Origin of the sequence: Rhizobium sp. PEPV16, assembly GCF_008919455.1 — a bacterium.
In the GTDB taxonomy this organism is placed as follows: Bacteria; Pseudomonadota; Alphaproteobacteria; order Rhizobiales; family Rhizobiaceae; genus Rhizobium; species Rhizobium leguminosarum_Q.
In genome coordinates this window covers 22,115-37,676 of record NZ_VSZV01000333.1, presented here as the reverse complement: position 1 = coordinate 37,676, position 15,562 = coordinate 22,115, and the positions used below count along the sequence as shown (strand labels likewise).

At 60.7% G+C, this 15,562-nt stretch carries 15 protein-coding genes; 1 reads left to right on the top strand and 14 read right to left on the bottom strand.

The window, feature by feature from the left end:
- The first annotated feature begins 182 nt into the window (after positions 1 to 182).
- Entirely contained in the window at positions 183 to 647 is a 465-nt protein-coding gene (locus FY112_RS23855; protein WP_151519413.1) for a DUF5680 domain-containing protein, read from the top strand.
- An 86-nt stretch (positions 648 to 733) separates the two neighbouring features.
- Here FY112_RS23855 and FY112_RS23850 read toward each other — a convergent pair whose 3' ends face one another.
- From FY112_RS23850 to nuoH, 14 genes are all read right to left on the bottom strand, one after another.
- A complete protein-coding gene (locus FY112_RS23850) occupies positions 734 to 1,417 on the bottom strand; it encodes an ABC transporter ATP-binding protein (protein ID WP_025394108.1) in 684 nt (227 codons plus the stop codon).
- Positions 1,418 to 1,431: 14 nt separating this feature from the next.
- A complete protein-coding gene (locus FY112_RS23845; RefSeq protein WP_151519412.1) occupies positions 1,432 to 2,736 on the bottom strand; it encodes a lipoprotein-releasing ABC transporter permease subunit in 1,305 nt (434 codons plus the stop codon).
- 15 nt (positions 2,737 to 2,751) lie between these two features.
- Complete coding sequence (gene proS / locus FY112_RS23840; protein ID WP_151519411.1) at positions 2,752 to 4,074, bottom strand: proline--tRNA ligase; 1,323 nt, start codon at positions 4,072 to 4,074, stop codon at positions 2,752 to 2,754.
- A 590-nt stretch (positions 4,075 to 4,664) separates the two neighbouring features.
- On the bottom strand, positions 4,665 to 4,940 hold the full coding sequence (locus FY112_RS23835; protein ID WP_003547401.1) for a DUF1467 family protein: 276 nt from the start codon (positions 4,938 to 4,940) through the stop codon (positions 4,665 to 4,667).
- Positions 4,941 to 5,053: 113 nt separating this feature from the next.
- A complete protein-coding gene (gene mce, locus FY112_RS23830) occupies positions 5,054 to 5,458 on the bottom strand; it encodes a methylmalonyl-CoA epimerase (RefSeq protein ID WP_025394105.1) in 405 nt (134 codons plus the stop codon).
- Between the two features lie 2 nt (positions 5,459 to 5,460).
- Complete coding sequence (locus FY112_RS23825) at positions 5,461 to 7,131, bottom strand: ribonuclease J (RefSeq protein ID WP_151519410.1); 1,671 nt, start codon at positions 7,129 to 7,131, stop codon at positions 5,461 to 5,463.
- Between the two features lie 17 nt (positions 7,132 to 7,148).
- The gene (locus FY112_RS23820) at positions 7,149 to 7,913 is read right to left on the bottom strand and encodes a biotin--[acetyl-CoA-carboxylase] ligase (RefSeq protein WP_029872842.1); all 765 of its coding nucleotides are present in this window, start codon (positions 7,911 to 7,913) and stop codon (positions 7,149 to 7,151) included.
- Positions 7,913 to 9,358 (bottom strand): NADH-quinone oxidoreductase subunit NuoN, encoded by a 1,446-nt coding sequence (gene nuoN / locus FY112_RS23815; protein WP_151519409.1) that lies wholly within the window; start codon positions 9,356 to 9,358, stop codon positions 7,913 to 7,915. The genes FY112_RS23820 and nuoN overlap by 1 nt, the downstream gene beginning before the upstream one ends.
- A gap of 18 nt (positions 9,359 to 9,376) precedes the next feature.
- A complete protein-coding gene (locus tag FY112_RS23810; RefSeq protein WP_151519408.1) occupies positions 9,377 to 10,888 on the bottom strand; it encodes an NADH-quinone oxidoreductase subunit M in 1,512 nt (503 codons plus the stop codon).
- On the bottom strand, positions 10,888 to 12,888 hold the full coding sequence (gene nuoL, locus FY112_RS23805) for an NADH-quinone oxidoreductase subunit L (RefSeq protein ID WP_151519407.1): 2,001 nt from the start codon (positions 12,886 to 12,888) through the stop codon (positions 10,888 to 10,890). Before nuoL ends, FY112_RS23810 begins: the two co-directional genes overlap by 1 nt.
- 7 nt (positions 12,889 to 12,895) lie before the next feature.
- Positions 12,896 to 13,204: an NADH-quinone oxidoreductase subunit NuoK gene (gene nuoK / locus FY112_RS23800; RefSeq protein WP_003547388.1), complete on the bottom strand. Its 309-nt coding sequence runs from the start codon at positions 13,202 to 13,204 to the stop codon at positions 12,896 to 12,898.
- 23 nt (positions 13,205 to 13,227) lie between these two features.
- Complete coding sequence (locus FY112_RS23795; RefSeq protein WP_027665370.1) at positions 13,228 to 13,842, bottom strand: NADH-quinone oxidoreductase subunit J; 615 nt, start codon at positions 13,840 to 13,842, stop codon at positions 13,228 to 13,230.
- A 144-nt stretch (positions 13,843 to 13,986) separates the two neighbouring features.
- Entirely contained in the window at positions 13,987 to 14,478 is a 492-nt protein-coding gene (gene nuoI / locus FY112_RS23790) for an NADH-quinone oxidoreductase subunit NuoI (protein WP_017959943.1), read from the bottom strand.
- A gap of 40 nt (positions 14,479 to 14,518) precedes the next feature.
- A complete protein-coding gene (gene nuoH / locus FY112_RS23785; protein WP_017959942.1) occupies positions 14,519 to 15,562 on the bottom strand; it encodes an NADH-quinone oxidoreductase subunit NuoH in 1,044 nt (347 codons plus the stop codon).

Here is a 15,562-nt window from a genome sequence, read left to right as displayed (position 1 = left end):
CAAAGGGCCGGCGCTCGACGTGATCGGCACCAGCCTTGCCCTTTCCCGATCCGCCGCAGATCGGTCATGGTGCTCAGGCGGCAGACCTCCTCAGGGCGACTCTTTTTTTCCGGCATATGTTCTCTTTTTGTTCTTTACATGCCGCAGCATATTTGCCAGCATCGGGCCGAGAGGAGAATGACATGGTCGATATTGCGATGCTGAACGAATTCGTCGTGGAGGCGAAGGCTGCGACCTATGTCGGCGGCGGCGTGGCGCGCGTACCCTGCCGGCCGGGTGCCCACGATATCGGTTACGAACGCGGCGACTGGCGCTATCTCGACAGCTATTTCGGCGGGACCGATTTCGCCGGACAGGAAGTGGTGTGGCTTGCCGACGAGCCCGTCTGGGCGATGAATTATTTCGGCTGCGTCATTGCACCTGATCTCATCGACGGCGCAGCAGCGGGAACGGTGATCAAGGCTGCACTTTCGGCGATGTATCGCGAGGGCCGGTTTCTTGGCGGGATGGAATTCGACCATCCGTTCGGCCGCTATATCGACAGCAGCGAAGGCGGCTGCGAGCGGTTCAGCGGCCACGAATGCATCGTGGTCGACGGCCAAAAGGCCTATATGCTCGACTATCGCGGCGGGCTGGTCATCCCCTGATCGCAGCCTTAAAGCGCATCGTGCCGGTCTGGATTCACGCGATGCGCTTTATCCCAAAACCGCTGCACACTTCTGGGCGACATGCGTCAAAAATCGACGATCTTGCCGTCGGAGATCGTCACGCGTCGATCCATGCGGCGGGCGAGTTCGTGATTATGGGTGGCGATGAGGGCAGCAAGGCCGGACTGGCGCACCAGCGCTTCCAGCGCGTCGAAGACGTAGCTTGCCGTTTCGGGGTCGAGATTGCCGGTCGGCTCGTCGGCAAGAAGCAGGGTCGGCGCATTGGCGACGGCGCGGGCAATTGCGACGCGCTGCTGCTCGCCGCCGGAAAGCTCGCCGGGGCGATGCGAGCCGCGATGGCCGATGCGCATATAATCGAGAAGCTGGCCGGCCCGCTCTCCGGCCTCCTTCCAGGAAAGCCCGGCGATCAGCTGCGGCATCATGATATTTTCGAGCGCCGAGAATTCAGGCAGCAGGTGGTGAAACTGGTAGACGAAGCCGATTTCGCTGCGGCGGATGGCGGTGCGTTTCTCGTCGCTCAGGCCGTCACAGGCATGGCCGTTGATGTTGACCTCACCGCCGTCCGGATGCTCCAGCAGGCCGGCGACATGCAGCAGTGTCGACTTGCCGGTTCCGGAAGGGGCGACGAGAGCGACAATCTCCCCTTTCGATATCGAAAAATCCGCACCCTTCAGGATCGAGAGCAGCGTACCGCCCTGCCCGTAGTGGCGCTCGACGCCGGTAAGCTGGAGAACGACGTTACGTTTCATGAAGGCGGCATTCCTTATTCGTAGCGCAGGGCCTGCACCGGATCGAGCCTGGAGGCACGCCAGGCCGGGAAGATGGTCGCGATGAAGGAGAGCGTCAGCGCCATGACGACGATCGAGATCGTTTCGCTCAGATCCATCTCGGCCGGCAGCTGGCTGAGGAAATAGACCTGCGGATTGAAGAGCACGGTGCCGGAGATCCAGGAGAAGAACTGGCGGACGGATTCGATGTTGACGCAGACGAGGACGCCGAGCAGCACACCGGCAATGGTGCCGACGATGCCGATCGCCGCCCCGGTCATGAAAAAGATGCGCATGATCGCACCGGCGCTGGCGCCCATGGTGCGCAGGATGGCGATATCGCTGCCCTTGTCCTTCACCAGCATGATCAGGCCGGAGATGATGTTCAGCGCCGCGACGAGCACGATCAGCGTCAGGATCATGAACATGACGTTACGCTCGACCTGCAGCGCCGAGAAGAAGGTCTGATTGCGCTGGCGCCAGTCGGTGATGGCGATCTGGCGGCCGGCCGCTTCCTCCACCTTGGGCCGCAGATCGTCGATATCGTCGGGGTTATCGACGAAGAGCTCGATCGACTGCACCAGCCCCTCGGCATTGAAATAGAGCTGCGCTTCCTCGAGCGGCATGAAGATGATCGAGGAGTCATATTCCGACATGCCGATTTCGAAGAGGCCGGAGATCTTGTAGGATTTGATGCGAGGGCTGACGCCCATTGGCGTAATGTCGCCATCCGGTGACGTCAGCGTAATGAGATCGCCGACGCGCAGACCAAGCTGATCGGCCATGCGGCTCCCGATCAGCACGCCGTCGCCGGAAGCATAACCCACCATGTCGCCTGATTTGATGTTGTCGGAGACCGTCTTGAGCTTGGTCAGGTCCTCGGCGCGGGCGCCGCGCACGAGAGCGCCGGTGCTACCGCCGGCCTGGGCGGAGGCGAGCACCTGGCCTTCTACCAGGGGTAGCGCCATCTTGACGCCGGGTACGGCGGCGAGCTTGCTGCTGAGGGCAGGATAATCGGTGAAGGGGCCGTCGACCGGCTGGACGATCATGTGGCCGTTGATGCCGAGGATGCGCGAGACGAGCTCGGTGCGAAAGCCGTTCATCACGGCCATGACGATGATCAGCGTCGCGACGCCGAGCATGATGCCGACGAAGGAGAAGCCGGCGATGACCGATATGAAGGCTTCCTTGCGGCGGGCGCGCAGATAACGCCACGCCACGAGGCGTTCAAAGGTGGAAAATGGCTTGCCAGCCGGACCCAAGCCGGATTTCGAACTCCGGTCCACTGCTGCCTCTGCCATTTCGCCTCCGTTACCTTAAGCCACGAACCGATTGATCGCCGCTTCGATGGTCATCGTTTCGCGGGCGCCGGTCTTGCGGTCCTTCACTTCCACTTCGCCGTTTGCGACCGCGCGCGGGCCGGCGATGATCTGGACGGGTACACCGATCAAGTCGGCGGTCGCGAATTTCGTGCCGGCCCGGTCGTCGGTATCGTCATAGAGCACATCCTTGCCGGCCTTGGTCAGTGCGGCATAGATCAGCTCGCAGGTATCGTCACAGGCCTGATCACCCGCCTTCATGTTGATCACAACGATATCGAAGGGTGCGACCGATGCCGGCCAGATGATTCCGTTATCATCATGCGATGCTTCGATGATGGCGGGAACAAGGCGTGTCGGGCCGATACCGTAGGAACCCATGTGAACGAAGTGTTCCTTGCCGTCCGGTCCCTGCACTTTCGCGCCCATCGGCTCGGAATATTTCGTGCCGAAATAGAAGATGTGGCCGACCTCGATGCCGCGCGCCGACAGGCGGTCGCCTTCCGAAACGGCGTTGAAAGCCGCCTCGTCGTGCATTTCCGAGGTCGCAGCATAGAGCGAGGTCCATTTGTCGAAGATCGCCTGCAGGCCTTCGACACTGTCGAAATCGGTGTGTTCGCCAGGAATATCGAAATCGACGAAATCCTTGTGGCAGAAGACTTCGGATTCGCCGGTATCGGCAAGGATGATGAATTCATGGCTGAGCTTGCCGCCGATCGGGCCGGTGTCGGCGCGCATCGGTATGGCGCGCAGGCCGAGCCGGTCGAAGGTCCTCAGATAGGCGGCGAACATCTTGTTATAGGAATGCTCCGCCGCTTCGCGGGTCAGATCGAAGGAATAGGCATCCTTCATCATGAATTCGCGCGAGCGCATGGTGCCGAAGCGAGGACGGATCTCGTCACGGAACTTCAGCTGGATATGATAGAGATTGAGGGGCAGGTCCTTGTAGGACTTGACGGAGGAGCGGAAAATATCCGTCACCATCTCTTCGTTGGTCGGGCCATAGAGCATCGGCCGATCCTGACGGTCCTTGATGCGCAGCATCTCCTTGCCGTAAGCGTCGTAGCGGCCGCTTTCCTGCCAGAGCTCGGCCGATTGCAGGGTCGGCATCGACAGCTCGATGGCGCCGGCGCGGTTCTGCTCGTCGCGGATAATGGCGTTGACCTTGTCGAGCACGCGCTTGCCGAGCGGCAGCCAGGAATAGATGCCCTGCGACTGCTGGCGGATCATGCCGGCGCGCAGCATCAGCCGGTGGGAGACGATTTCCGCCTCCTTGGGGTTTTCCTTGAGGATGGGCAAGAAATAGCGGGACAGACGCATGGCGGATTCCGAAGCAGTTGAGATCCCGCAGCAGGCGGAATCGAAAGACCATTGTTAATGTCGGGAGCGTTCATAGCCGCTTCGCGGCAGGAAGGAAACCCGCAACGGATGTCGGCAACCTCCCGGAAGCGCATGTTCGCACCCGCAAAATGAAAGGGCATGAAAAAGCGCGTGTTTATAAGGACTTGAACGAAAATCTTGTCAACAGAAAAATTTTGCTAGAGTGTAGCAAAAATGCAAAAAAAGCTGATGACAAAGCCCAATGTTTGAGCTAGTTTTAGCTTACAAAACAGGCAGGAAGTTAAATTCTTGCCGAATTCGCGGTCAAGTCTTGGGAGGATCAGATCTTAGGCGCGCTCGTCGCAGCCCCGGCAACGGTTACAGATCACGCGATACTTAAAACAAGGCTTTTAGCCTTGTTTTTTTTTGGCTTTTCGGCCTCCATCCCATTCAAAAACCCGGCCGGCTCCCGTTAGGGGATGGTCGTCATTCCGTTACGAGAGTTCTTTGCCGCAACAGTATGACGCCGGTATGACGGAGTTCGCGTTCAATAGGTTTACATCTGCTCAAAGTTTGAGCAAAAGCTACACTCAATAGAAGCTGGGGCCGAGTTGCGGCAGGGCGTCGAAGCCCCAGCCGAAATAAGTGTCGCAGACGTACCAGAGCCCGTAGACCAGAGCCGAAATCAGCGTCGTCAGCGAAAAGACGAAAGCGGCGCGAAACCGGGTGGGCGCGCTTGGAACGGTGCCGAGCACGACGTCGTTGTCGTCCGCCTGGGTGCGCAGGCCGATCGGCAGGACGGCGAAAAGCGTCATCCACCAGATGATGAAGTAGACGGCAAATCCCTGAAGAAAGATCTGGAGCATTATTGTTCCCGTTGATGCCGCGCTGATATCGCGTCCTTATACGGCAGAATGGCGACCAGCTCAAAGCGGGCGAAGCGTCTAGCCGCCTGCGGGTCACTCTGCCGCAGCAGCGCTCAGGCCTGTTCGAGTTCGATCAGCGTGCCGAAGAAATCCTTGGGGTGCAGAAAGAGCACCGGCTTGCCGTGCGCGCCGGTCTTCGGCTGGCCGTCGCCAAGCACCCTGGCGCCCGCCTCTACCAGCCGGTCACGGGCGAGAAGAATATCGTCCACCTCGTAGCAGATATGGTGCATGCCGCCGGACGGGTTCTTTTCGAGGAACGCTGTGATCGGCGAGGTAGCCCCGAGCGGCAGCAGCAATTCGACCTTGGTGTTCGGCAATTCGACGAAGACGACGGTGACGCCGTGTTCCGGCAGAGCCTGCGGCTGCGATACGGCAGCACCCAGCGTATCGCGATAGGCCGCCGTCGCCGCGGCCAGATCGGGCACGGCGATGGCGATATGGTTGACCCGGCCGAGCATGCTCAGACCTTGGTAACGAAGGCGGTGACAAGAGGTTTCTTGCCCCAGCTGTTGTTCGCGGCCGAGCGGATGGCGCGGCGCACGGCCTCCTGCAGCATGTCGATATCCTTGCGGCGGGCGCGCGGAATGCTCTCGATGGCGCTGACCGCCGCGTCGAAGAGCGTATCCTCCATATCCTCGCCCTCATCATCGTAGGTCGGCAAGCCGATCGAAATGAGGTCGGGTTCGCCGACGATGTCATAGCGGGCGTCGAGCACGACGTTAACAGCGACATGGCCGACATAGGAGAGTTTCTTGCGCTCGCCGATACCCATCTCGTCGAAATCGCCGATCAGCGTGCCATCCTTATAAATCCGGCCATGCGGCGCCTCGCCGATTACCTCGACGGGACCCGGCGCCAGCCGCAGGATATCGCCGTTGCGCACCCGCGGCACCAGTGCGATGCCGGATTGCTCGGCAAGTTCCTTATGCGCCGTCAGATGTATCGCCTCGCCATGCACCGGCACGACGATCTTGGGCCGCGTCCACTCATACATCCGCTGCAACTCGTTGCGGCGCGGATGGCCGGAAACGTGAACCAATGCCTCGGTATCCGTGATGATGTGCACACCTTGCTCGACAAGGCCGTTCTTGATGTCCTGGATCGCCTTCTCGTTGCCGGGAATGGCGCGCGAGGAAAAGACGACGATATCGCCGGCCGCAAACGCTACATTGCGCATCTCGTCGCGGGAGAGCTTGGCAAGGGCTGCCCGCGCCTCGCCCTGGCTGCCGGTCAGGATGACGACGACCTTGTCGCGCGGGATGTAGCCGTATTCGTCCTCGGAGATGAAGGGCTTCACGCCTTCCATCAGGCCGATATCCTGGGCGACGTTGACGACGCGCTTCAGCGAACTGCCGAGCAGCAGCACTTCGCGTCCTGCCGCCTCGGCCGCCTCGGCTACGGTGCGGATACGCCCGACATTCGACGAGAAGGTGGTGATCGCCACCCGGCCCTCGGCATTCTCGATGATCTTGCGCAGGCTTTCGGACACATCCTTCTCGGAGGGCGAAACTCCATCGCGCAGCGCATTGGTGGAATCGCACATCAGCGCCAGCACGCCCTCGTCGCCGAGCTGGCGGAAACGTGTCTCGTCGGTCAGCGGCCCGAGCGAAGGCTCGTGGTCAATCTTCCAGTCGCCGGTATGGATGACATTGCCGACCGGCGTGCGGATCATCAGCGACATCGGCTCGGGGATCGAATGGTTGACGGCGACGCCTTCGATGCTGAAGGGGCCGACATTGATCGTATCGCCGGCCTTGAACGGCGTCACCGGCACTTCGCCGATCCTAGCCTTCTCGAAATTGCGCTTGGCTTCGAGCAGACCGGCGGTAAAACCAGAGGCATAGACCGGCACGTTGAGGCCGGGCCAGAGGTCGGCGAGCGCACCATAATGGTCTTCATGCGCATGCGTGATGATGATCGCCTTGAGGTTCTTTCGTTCGCTGGCGAGGAAGCGGATATCGGGCAATACGAGGTCGACGCCCGGCAGGTCAGGCCCCGGAAAAGTGACGCCACAATCGACCATGATCCACTGGCGATGCTCGGGCGGGCCGTAGCCATAGAGAGCGAGATTCATGCCAATCTCACCGACACCGCCCAGAGGCAGGAATACCAGTTCGTCCTGTTTCGCCATAATTTTCGTTTTTTCCGCTATCCAAAAAACACATCACCGGCAGCAATGGGCATTATCCTGCCAGCGCCAGTATCGAGCATCAACAAGCCATTATCATCAATTCCGGCGAATTGTCCGGAAATCGATCGGTCCGGCAAATTGACCGTAATCTTTTCGCCGATGCCGCAGGCGATGGCGCGCCAGAGCGCCGTGATCTCGCCGATGCCGCGGCCCTCGTCCCATATTTCAAGCACTTCCGCCGTGGCGGCGAAGAGATGCGCGAAGAGTTCCTCCGGCGATGCCGCACTTCCCTGCTGACGCAGGCAGGTGACGGGGTAGAGCGGATTGTCCGGCATGACAGAGATATTGATGCCGATGCCGACGATCAGCGCGTAACGTCCGTCCGGCAGCCCCTCACCTTCGACGAGAATGCCACAGGTCTTCTTTCGACCGATGAGGATATCGTTCGGCCATTTGACCTCGAGCGGCTCGGCGCCCAGCGGCAGCACCCTGCGGATCGCCTGGTGCACGGCAACGGCGATCGCCAGTGGCAGAGAACCAAGGCGCTCCATCGGCGCCGGGTCGATCAGAAGAAGAGAAGCGTAGAGATTGCCGCGCTCGGAAACCCAGAGCCTGCCGCGGCGGCCGCGGCCGCCCGTCTGCCTCTCGGCGGTCACCCAGAGATTGCCGCCATCGCCCGCCCGAGCCCGCGCGAGGCATTCGCTGTTGGTAGACGATGTTTCCGACAGAGCCTCGTGCCTGAAATCGCCGAGCGATATCCGGCGCCGTCCGTCGGAAGCCATCAAAAGAGCGTCGCGGCGGCAAGCTCTGCAGCGCCGCCGATCGGGCCGCCGATGAGGACATAGGCGGTGACGAAGAGACCGGAGAGACCGAAGACCAGACGCAGCGCTCCGGAGACACGGGCGAATTCGCCGGTCGCCTCATCGAACCACATCAGCTTGATGACACGCAGATAGTAGTAGGCGCCGACGACCGAGGCGAGAACGCCAATGATGGCAAGCGCATAGAGCTTGGCCTCGATGGCGGCAACGAAGACGAAGTACTTCGCGAAGAAGCCGGCGAGCGGCGGGATGCCGGCAAGCGAGAACATCAGCGCCGTCAGCACCACGGCCATGAACGGGTTCGTTGTGGAGAGGCCGGCGAGATCGTCGACATTCTCGACGACGGTGCCATCCTTGCGGCGCATCGACATGATGATCGCAAAGGTGCCGAGCGTCATGACCATGTAGATAACCATGTAAAGCATGACACCGGTGACGCCGGTCTGGTTGCCGGCGGCAAGACCGACCAGCGCATAACCCATGTGGCCGATCGAGGAATAGGCCATCAGTCGCTTGATGTTCTTCTGGCCGATCGCAGCAAACGAGCCGAGCAGCATAGAGGCGATCGAGATGAAGACGACGACCTGCTGCCAGTCCGCCAGAACCGGCTGGAAAGCGGTGATGACGATGCGGGTCATCATCGCCATGGCGGCGACCTTGGGTGCTGCGGCGAGGAAGGCGGTGACCGGTGTCGGCGCGCCTTCATAAACATCCGGCGTCCACATATGGAAGGGAACGGCGGAGATCTTGAAAGCGATGCCGGCAAGGATGAAGACCAGGCCGAAGACTAGGCCGAGCGACCGCGCGCCCTCGACCGACAGCGCCTGGGCGATTTCGGAGAAGTGGGTGTGGCCGGTGAAGCCGTAGACCAGCGACATGCCATAAAGCAGCATGCCGGAGGAAAGCGCACCGAGGACGAAATATTTCAGGCCCGCTTCGGTCGACTTCAGGCTGTCGCGGTTGATCGCGGCGACGACGTAGAGCGCCAGCGACTGCAGTTCCAGCGCCAGATAGAGCGAGATCAGGTCGTTGGCCGAGATCATCAGCAGGATGCCGAGGGTCGCAAGCACCAGGAGAACCGGGAACTCGAACTTGTCGAGCTGATTTTCGCGGGCGTGGCCGATCGACATGAAGATGGCGACCAGCGAACCGATCAGCGCCACCAGCTTCATGAAGCGCGAGAAGCCGTCGGCCATGTAGACCCCGCCATAGGCAAGGCCTTCTGCCGGCACGAAGAGCAGCCACAGGCCGGAGGCCAGCAGCAGAACGATGGCGAGGCCGGTGACGAGAAGGCCCGACCGCTCGCCTGAGAAGACGCCGACCATCAACAGGACAAGGGCGCCGACCGCGAGGATGAGCTCCGGCGCGGAAAGATGCAGACTGAGGAGAATTGTTTCAGCGGTCATGTCCAATAAGTCCCGTCATCATTTCATAGACAGCGCAACATTCTGCGCTGCGTGCACGGCGGCCGTGTAGTTGTTGACCAGCAGATCCACCGAGGCAGCCGTCGCATCGAAGACCGGAGCCGGGTAAACGCCGAAGAAGATGGTCAGCGCGACCAGCGGGTAGAGGATCAACTGCTCGCGTGGCGAAAGATCGAGCAGCGCCTTCAGCTTTTCCTTTTCCAGCGCACCGAAGATCACCCGGCGATAAAGCCAGAGCGCGTAAGCGGCCGAGAGGATGACGCCGGTGGCGGCAAAGAGCGCTACCCAGGTATTGACTCGGAAGACACCGATCAGCGTCAGGAATTCGCCGACGAAGCCAGACGTGCCGGGAAGCCCGACATTGGCCATGGTGAAGACCATCATCGCCACGGCATATTTCGGCATGTTGTTGACAAGGCCGCCATAGGCGTTGATCTCGCGGGTGTGGGTGCGGTCGTAGACGACGCCGACGCAGAGGAAGAGCGCGCCGGAGACGATACCGTGCGAGAGCATCTGGAAGATCGAGCCCTGAACGCCCTGCATGTTGGCAGCAAAGATGCCCATGGTCACGTAGCCCATGTGCGCCACGGAGGAATAGGCGATCAACTTCTTGATATCGTCCTGCATCATCGCCACCAGAGAAGTGTAGATGATGGCGATGACGGACATGGCGAAGACGAGCGGCGCGAAATAATCGGACGCGACCGGGAACATGCCGAGCGAGAAACGGATGAGACCGTAGCCGCCGAGCTTCAGCAACACGCCGGCCAAGATCACCGAGCCAGCCGTCGGCGCCTGAACGTGGGCATCGGGAAGCCATGTATGGACCGGCCACATCGGCATCTTCACCGCGAAGGAGGCAAAGAAGGCAAGCCATAACCAGGTCTGCAGCACCGGCGGGAACTTGTAGGCGAGCAGCGCGGTGATATCGGTCGTGCCGGCCTGCCAGTACATCGCCATGATGGCGAGCAGCATCAGCACCGAGCCGAGCAGCGTATAGAGGAAGAACTTGTAGCTCGCATAAACGCGGTCCTTGCCGCCCCAGACGCCGATGATCAGGAACATCGGAATGAGGCCCGCCTCGAAGAAGACGTAGAAGAGCACGATATCGAGCGAGACGAAGACGCCGATCATCATCGTTTCAAGGATGAGGAAGGCGATCATGTATTCCTTCAGGCGCTTCTCGATCGAGAGCCAGCTCGCCAGCACACAGAAGGGCATGAGGAAGGTCGACAGGATGACGAACAGCATCGAGATGCCGTCGATGCCGACGTGGTAGCCGATGCCGGTGCCGAGCCAATTATGCTTCTCGACCATCTGGAAGCCCGGATTGGCATTGTCGAAGCCGATCCAGATGAAGAGCGAGACGACGAAGGTGAAGACGGTGGTGATCAGCGAGATCCACAGCACGTTCTTCCGGCCGGTTTCGCTCTCGCCGTTCATCAGCAGCAGGAGCACCACGCCGACGAGCGGCAGGAAGGTGACCGTTGAAAGAATAGGCCAATCGGTCATCAGAAGGAACTCCCGAGCATCATCCAGGTAACGAGCGCCGCAATGCCGATCAGCATGGCGAAGGCGTAGTGATAGAGGTAACCGGTCTGCAGGCGGACCACGCGATCGGTGACGGCGACGACGCGAGCGGCGACGCCGTTCGGGCCGTAGGTGTCGATGACGCCGACATCACCCTTCTTCCACAGGAAGCGGCCGAGCGCCTTGGCTGAGCGGACGAAGAGGACGTCGTAGAGCTCGTCGAAATACCACTTGTTCAACAGGAACTTGTAGAGCACGCGGTGCTGCTGCGCGAGAATGCGCGGCGTCTCAGGCGAGCGGATATACATGTACCAGGCGGTGACGAAGCCGAGCACCATGGCGATGAACGGGCTCAAAGCCACGAGCGCCGGAACATGGTGGAACTCTTCGACCAGTTCGTTCTCGGCGCCGGTAAAGAGCGCACCCTTCCAGAACTCAGCATATTCCTCGCCGTAGAACCGGCCCTCGAAGATCACGCCAGCAAGCACTGCGCCGATCGCGAGCAGATAGAGCGGCACAAGCATGACCTGCGGCGACTCGTGCACGTGGTGCATGACCTCGTGCGAAGCACGCGGCTTGCCGAAGAAGGTCATGAAGATCAGGCGCCAGGAATAGAAGCTCGTAAAGAGAGCCGCGATGACCAGCAGCGCGAAGGCTAAGCCGGAGACCGGCGAATGCGATGCATAGGTCGCCTCGATGATCACGTCCTTGGAGAAGAACCCGGCAAAGCCGATCGGCGTGAAGGGAATGCCGACGCCGGTGATCGCCAGCGTGCCGATGATCATCATCCAGAACGTTACCTTGATGTGCGGCCGCAGGCCGCCCATGTAGCGCATGTCCTGCTCGCCATCGACGGCATGGATGACCGAGCCGGCGCAGAGGAAGAGCAGCGCCTTGAAGAAGGCGTGCGTGAAGAGATGGAAGATCGCCGCACCATAGGCCCCTACCCCAAGCGCTACGAACATGTAGCCGAGCTGCGAGCAGGTGGAATAGGCGATGACACGCTTGATGTCGTTCTGCACCAGGCCGACGGTTGCCGCGAAGAAGGCGGTGATCGCGCCGATGACGGTGACGACCACAAGCGCATCGGGCGACAGTTCGAAAAGCGGCGACATGCGGGCGACGAGGAAGACGCCGGCGGTGACCATGGTGGCGGCATGAATGAGGGCCGAGACCGGCGTCGGGCCTTCCATGGCGTCAGGCAGCCAGGTGTGCAGCAGGAACTGCGCCGACTTGCCCATCGCGCCCATGAAAAGCAGCAGGCAGATGCCGGTCAGCGCATGCGCCTTGTCGAGCTGCATGCCGAAGAGATTGAGGATCACCTCGCCCGCTTCGCCGCCGCCTTCATGCGGGGCGAAATTCGAGGCATTGGCGAAGATCGTGTCGAGGTTGATCGAGCCGAACAGCACGAACACGCCAGCAATGCCGAGCACGAAGCCGAAGTCGCCGACACGGTTGACGATGAAGGCCTTCATCGCCGCGGCCGTCGCCGAGGGCTTCTTGAACCAGAAGCCGATCAGCAGATAGGAGGCGAGACCGACGCCTTCCCAGCCGAAGAACATCTGGGCAAGGTTGTCAGCGGTCACCAGCATCAGCATGGCGAAGGTGAAGAGCGAGAGATAGGCGAAGAAACGCGGGCGATGCGGATCGGTATGCATGTAGCCGATCGAATAGACATGCACCAGCGTCGAGACCGTGTTGACGACGATCAGCATGACTGAGGTCAGCGTATCCACGCGCAGCGACCAGGAGACGTCGATGCCGCCGGACTGGATCCAGCGCAGCACCTCGACCTTGATCGGACCGCCTTCGGCATGGCCCATGCCGACGGTGAAGAAGACGACCCAGGACAGGATGGCGGCGATGATCATCAGGCCGCTGGTGACATATTCCGAAGCCTTGGCGCCGATGGCGCGGCCGAAAAGGCCGGCGACGATCGCACCGATCAAGGGAAGAAAGACGATAGCCTTATAGAGGAACATGAGCCACTCAGCCCTTCATCATATTGACGTCTTCGACCGCGATCGAGCCGCGGTTGCGGTAGAAGACAACGAGAATTGCAAGACCGATCGCCGCTTCGGCAGCCGCGACCGTCAGGATGAACAGCGCGAAGACCTGGCCGACGATGTCGTTCAGGAAGGAGGAGAAGGCGACCATGTTGATGTTGACCGCAAGCAGGATCAGTTCGATCGACATCAGGATGACGATGACGTTCTTCCGGTTCAGGAAGATGCCGAAGACGCCGAGCGTGAAGAGGATGGCGCTGACCGTCAGGTAGTGGGAAAGTCCGATGACCATGTTCTTTGTTCCTTGACCTGCCTTTAGACGCCCTGCCCGGGCTTGACCGAAACCACCTCGACGGCGGTGGCGGGCGTGCGGGCAACCTGCCTGGGAATATTCTGCCGCTTGATGTTGGTGCGGTGTCTCAACGTCAGCACGATCGCGCCGATCATGGCGACCAGGAGCACCAGACCGGCGATCTGGAAGAAATAGACGTAGTTGGTGTAGAGCACGTCGCCGAGGGCGGCCGTATTGGTGCGCTCGCTCAGCGCCGGGATCGGCATGGCGACTGATTTGGCGATCTCAGGCGAGATGACGCTGCCGCCGACGACGACGATCAGTTCGGCTGCGAGGATCACCCCGATCAGCCCGCCGATCGGCGCATATTCGAGAACGCCGGCCCTCAGTTCGGTGAAGTCGATATCGAGCATCATCACCACGAAGAGGAAGAGGACGGCGACGGCGCCGACATAGACGACAAGCAGGATCATCGCCAGGAATTCGGCACCGAGCAGCAGGAAGAGGCCAGCCGCATTAAAGAACACCAGGATCAGGAAGAGAACCGAGTGAACCGGGTTCTTCGCCCAGATGACCATGAACGCCGACGCCACCGCGACAAAGGCGAAAAGATAGAAAAATAGAGCCTGCAGACCCATGTTGGTGCCTTTTTCATCTTCCCCCGGGCAGCCGGGAGTTTCCCTGCCCGATGGAGCTCTCCCTGGCGTTAACCGGAAAAGCTCCTGTGCATATTGACCGCGACAGGAGCAACAGCGCTCCACCGCGGCATTTCAAAATCTCAATCAGCGGTACGGCGAGTCGATCGCGATGTTGCGGGCGATTTCGCGCTCCCACCGGTCTCCGTTATCCAGAAGCCGCGCCTTGTCGAAGTAGAGCTCTTCGCGGGTTTCCGTCGCAAATTCGAAATTCGGGCCTTCGACGATCGCGTCGACCGGGCAGGCTTCCTGGCAGAAGCCGCAATAGATGCACTTCACCATGTCGATGTCGTAGCGCACCGTGCGGCGCGTGCCGTCATTGCGGCGCGGACCGGCCTCGATGGTGATCGCCTGGGCAGGACAGATCGCCTCGCAGAGCTTGCAGGCGATGCAGCGTTCCTCGCCGTTCGGATAACGGCGCAACGCATGCTCGCCGCGGAAACGCGGGGAGACCGGACCCTTTTCGAAAGGATAGTTGATCGTCGCCTTCTGGCGGAAGAAATAGCGCATCGACAGAAAGAACGCGCCGACGAATTCCTTGAGAAACAGCGAGTTGATGGAGCCGGACAAGCTTGCCATCTTCAACCTCCAATTTTGCCGAAAACGAGAGCGGGCAGCATCATGCCCAACCCATCAGTTTCAGCACGAATGCAACGATGACGACCATGGCGAGCGACAGGGGCAGGAAGACCTTCCAGCCGAGGCGCATGAGCTGGTCGTAGCGGTAGCGCGGAACGAAGGCCTTGACCATCGCGAACATGAAGAACACCAGGCAGGCCTTCAGCGTGAACCAGATGATGCCTGGGACCCAATTGAGGATCCAGATATCGACCGGGGGCAGCCAGCCGCCGAGGAAGAGGATTGTCGTCAGCGCGCACATCAGGCAGACGGCCGCATATTCGCCGAGCATGAACATCATGTATGGCGAGGAGCCGTATTCGACCATGAAGCCGGCGACGAGTTCCGATTCGGCTTCCGGGAGGTCGAAGGGCGGACGGTTCGTCTCGGCGAGTGCCGAAATGAAGAAGATGATGAACATCGGGAAGAGCGACAGCCAGTGCCAGTCGAGGAACGACGCCGGCAGGCCGAGCATGGTGCCGAGGCCGGTATGCTGCGCATTGACGATATCGGTCAGGTTCAGCGAGCCGACGCAGAGAAGCACGGTGACGATGACGAAGCCGATCGAGACTTCATAGGAGACCATCTGCGCCGCCGAACGCAGCGCGCCGAGGAACGGATACTTCGAGTTCGAAGCCCAGCCACCCATGATGATGCCGTAAACCTCGAGCGAGGAGATCGCGAAAATATAGAGGATGCCGACATTGATGTTGGCGATCACCCATCCGTCTGCCAGCGGCACCACCGCCCAGGTCGACAGCGCCAGAAGCACCGTCACCAGCGGGGCAAGCAGGAAGACCGCCTTGTTGGCGCCGGCCGGAATGATCGGCTCCTTGAAGACGAACTTCAAAAGATCGGCGAAGGACTGGAACAGGCCGAAGGGACCGACGACGTTTGGGCCGCGGCGCAGCTGCACGGCCGCCCAGATCTTGCGGTCGGCGAGCAGCACGTAGGCGATGAAGACGAGCAGGCAGACGAGAAGCAGCAGCGACTGGCCGACCATGATGATCGCCGGCAAGACATAGCTTGAAAAAAAAGAATCCAT